Origin of the sequence: Sphingopyxis sp. (genome assembly GCF_036402335.1) — a bacterium.
Classification (GTDB): domain Bacteria; phylum Pseudomonadota; class Alphaproteobacteria; order Sphingomonadales; family Sphingomonadaceae; genus Sphingopyxis.
Genome location: NZ_DASWTD010000542.1, coordinates 1 through 3,144, shown reverse-complemented (window position 1 = coordinate 3,144; position 3,144 = coordinate 1). Strand labels below are relative to the sequence as shown.

The window sequence follows — 3,144 nt, the reverse complement described above, 5'->3', positions numbered from 1 at the left end:
ACTGTGGCGCGCGGCATCTGCATCAGCGACAGCGTGCCTTCCTGCATACGCGCACCGCCCGCAGCGGTGATCGCGATATAGGGCGTGCGGCGCTTGATCGCCTGTTCGACCCCGGCGACAAAGGCTTCGCCGACCGCGACGCCCATCGACCCGCCCATGAAGGCGAAATCCTGGACGCCGATCACGACGGGTTTGCCGTCGATCTTGCCCGCGGCGTTCTGGTAGGCGTCGCGGTCGCCCGTCTGCGCGCGCGCGGCCTTGATGCGGTCGACATATTTCTTGGTGTCGCGGAATTTCAGCGGATCCTCGGGCGCCGCGGGGGCGGCAATCATCTCGTGGAGCCCGCCGTCGAACAGCTGCGCGAAACGTTCGGTGGCGCCGATGCGGTCGTGATGATCGCAGCGCGGGCAGACGTTGAGATTGTCTTCCCACTCCTTGACGAACACCATCTGCTGGCACTGGCGGCATTTGTGCCAGAGATTGTCGGCGGTATCGCGCTTGGCGGTGAAGGGCAGGGCGTTGCGAACGCGGTCGAGCCAGCTCATGCGGCGATCTCCTTTGCGCCGTGGATAGCATCGGCAAGGGTACGGGTGAAGGCTTCGACATGCGGCGCGGCGGCATCGCCATATTCGGCGATGATGTCGATAAAGGCCGAACCGACGACGACGCCGTCGGCAACGCGCGCGATCTTTTCGGCCTGCTCCGGCGTACGCACGCCGAAACCGACCGCGACGGGCAGGGCGGTCGCGGCCTTCAGGCGCGCGACGGCATCCTCGATGCTCGCCTGCGCGGCCTGCTGGAGCCCGGTAATACCCGCGACCGAGACATAATAGAGGAAGCCGCCCGCGCCGTTCAGCACGTCGGGCAGGCGCGCGGCGTCGGTTGTCGGGGTGGCGAGGCGGATCAGGTCGACGCCGGCGGCGCGGAGCGCGGGGCCGAGTTCGGCATCCTCCTCTGACGGGATATCGACGCAGATCACACCATCGACGCCGGCCTTTTGACATTCGGCGGCGAACCAGTCGGCGCCACGGATCGTCATCGGATTGGCATAGCCCATCAGGACGAGCGGGGTTTCGGGATGGCGTGCGCGGAAGGCAGCGGCGATCGCGAACAGGTCGGCGGTCGTCGTCCCCTTCGCGAGGCTGCGCAGGTTCGCGGCTTGGATCGCGGGACCGTCGGCCATCGGATCGGTGAAGGGCATGCCGAGCTCGATGACATCGGCGCCCCCGGCGACGAGCGCGTCGAGGTTCGCGGCGGTGTCACCATCGCCGCCGGTGATGAAGGCGACGAGGGCCGGGCGCGGCTTGGCGAAGGCGGCGGCGAAGCGGGTCATTCGGCCGACTTTTTCTGATTTGCGGCCTTGTCGAGCCACACGAACATGAGTGACACGAGCACGACGACGACCCACGACGGCGACTGGAACCGGTCGCCGAGCCCGAAAATCCTGCTGATCAGCGGGAAACCGAGCGCCTGAATGGCGGCTGCGATTACAAATACGATAAGCGCGCGACGTTGACCGGGCTTCACAATGCAACTCCCAAGGCGTCGGCCACGGTGAAGATGTCCTTGTCCCCCCGACCCGAGCAATTGACGATGATGATCTTGTCCTTGCCCAGTGTCGGCGCAATGCGTTCGGCGGCGGCGATCGCGTGCGCGCTTTCGAGCGCGGGAATGATGCCTTCGAGCTTGGTCAGCTTTTGGAAACTGGCGAGGGCTTCGGCATCGGTGACGGGCTCGTAACGCACGCGGCCGATTTCGTGCAGCCAACTATGTTCGGGTCCGATGCCCGGATAGTCGAGACCCGCCGAGATGCTGTGCGCCTCGGTGATCTGGCCGTCATCATCCTGCAGCAGATAGGTCTTGTTGCCGTGGAGGATGCCGGGGCGCCCGCCCGCGAGGCTCGCGGCATGCTTGCCATCGAGGCCTTCACCAGCAGCTTCGACACCGACGATCTCGACACCCTCGTCGTCGAGGAACGGATGGAACAGCCCGATCGCATTCGATCCGCCACCGACGGGTGCGATCAGCATGTCTGGGAGGCGGCCCTCGGCTTCGAGTATCTGTGTCCGAGCTTCGTCGCCGATCACCGACTGGAAATCGCGGACAAGCTCGGGATAGGGGTGCGGCCCCGCCACTGTGCCGATGATGTAGAAGGTGTCGTGGACGTTCGCGACCCAGTGGCGCAGCGCCTCGTTCATTGCGTCCTTCAACGTTTTCGCGCCGCTCTCGACCGCGACGACTTCGGCGCCGAGCAATTTCATGCGGAACACGTTGGGCTGCTGGCGCGCGACGTCGACCGCACCCATGAAGATCGTGCAGGGCAGGCCGAAGAGCGCCGCGACGGTCGCGGTCGCGACGCCATGCTGGCCCGCGCCGGTCTCTGCGATGATCTTCGTCTTGCCCATGCGTCTGGCGAGCAGGATCTGACCGATGCAATTGTTGATCTTGTGCGCGCCGGTATGGTTGAGATCCTCGCGCTTCAGGTAAATCTTCGCGCCGCCCAGATGTTCGGTCAGCCGTTCGGCAAACCAGAGCGGGCTCGGGCGGCCGACATAATGTTCGAGCAAATAGTCGAATTCGGCCCTGAAGGCGTTGTCGCGCTGTGCCGCGCGATATTCGCGTTCGAGGTCGAGGATCAGCGGCATCAGCGTTTCGGCGACGTAGCGGCCGCCAAACTGGCCGAAATGGCCGCGCGCGTCGGGGCCGGAGCGGAGGCTGTTGGGTAAGTCTGTCATCGACCGGCGGCTTTAAGGAAAGCGGCGATCTTGTCCACATCCTTCACGCCCGGCGCGCTTTCGACTCCCGACGAGACGTCGACGAGCGGCGCGCCGGTTTCGGCGATCGCCTGCGCGACATTCTCGGGCGTCAGACCGCCGGCGATTCCCCAGTCCATTGTATGGCGATGGTTTTTAAGCAGCGACCAGTCGAAGCGCGTGCCGGTTCCGCCGGGAAGTGCCGCAGCGGGAGCATCGAAGAGGATACGGTCGGCAATGCCGCGATATTTCTGCATTCGCTCGAGCGTGCCCGCATCTTTCAGGCCGATGGCTTTCCAGATTTCTGCGGGGACCAGCCGTTTGACCACCGCCAGCCACTCGGGCGTTTCGCTGCCGTGAAACTGGATGATGTCGGGACGTACCATGCCAA

At 65.0% G+C, this 3,144-nt stretch carries 4 protein-coding genes and 1 pseudogene; all 5 read right to left on the bottom strand.

Annotation, left to right across the window (positions count from 1 at the left end; translation table 11 throughout):
* Window positions 1–545: acetyl-CoA carboxylase carboxyltransferase subunit beta (locus VGD20_RS17700; protein WP_331135695.1), on the bottom strand; the 545-nt coding region annotated here is incomplete at its 3' end.
* The gene (trpA, locus tag VGD20_RS17695) at window positions 542–1,333 is read right to left on the bottom strand and encodes a tryptophan synthase subunit alpha (protein WP_331135694.1); all 792 of its coding nucleotides are present in this window, start codon (window positions 1,331–1,333) and stop codon (window positions 542–544) included. The genes trpA and VGD20_RS17700, both read right to left, overlap by 4 nt.
* Window positions 1,330–1,527 (bottom strand): hypothetical protein, encoded by a 198-nt coding sequence (locus VGD20_RS17690; RefSeq protein WP_331135693.1) that lies wholly within the window; start codon window positions 1,525–1,527, stop codon window positions 1,330–1,332. The genes trpA and VGD20_RS17690 overlap by 4 nt, the downstream gene beginning before the upstream one ends.
* Window positions 1,524–2,735: a tryptophan synthase subunit beta gene (gene trpB / locus VGD20_RS17685; protein ID WP_331135692.1), complete on the bottom strand. Its 1,212-nt coding sequence runs from the start codon at window positions 2,733–2,735 to the stop codon at window positions 1,524–1,526. Before trpB ends, VGD20_RS17690 begins: the two co-directional genes overlap by 4 nt.
* Window positions 2,732–3,144 (bottom strand): annotated as a pseudogene (locus tag VGD20_RS17680) (phosphoribosylanthranilate isomerase); the annotation flags it as partial. The pseudogene VGD20_RS17680 and the gene trpB, both read right to left, overlap by 4 nt.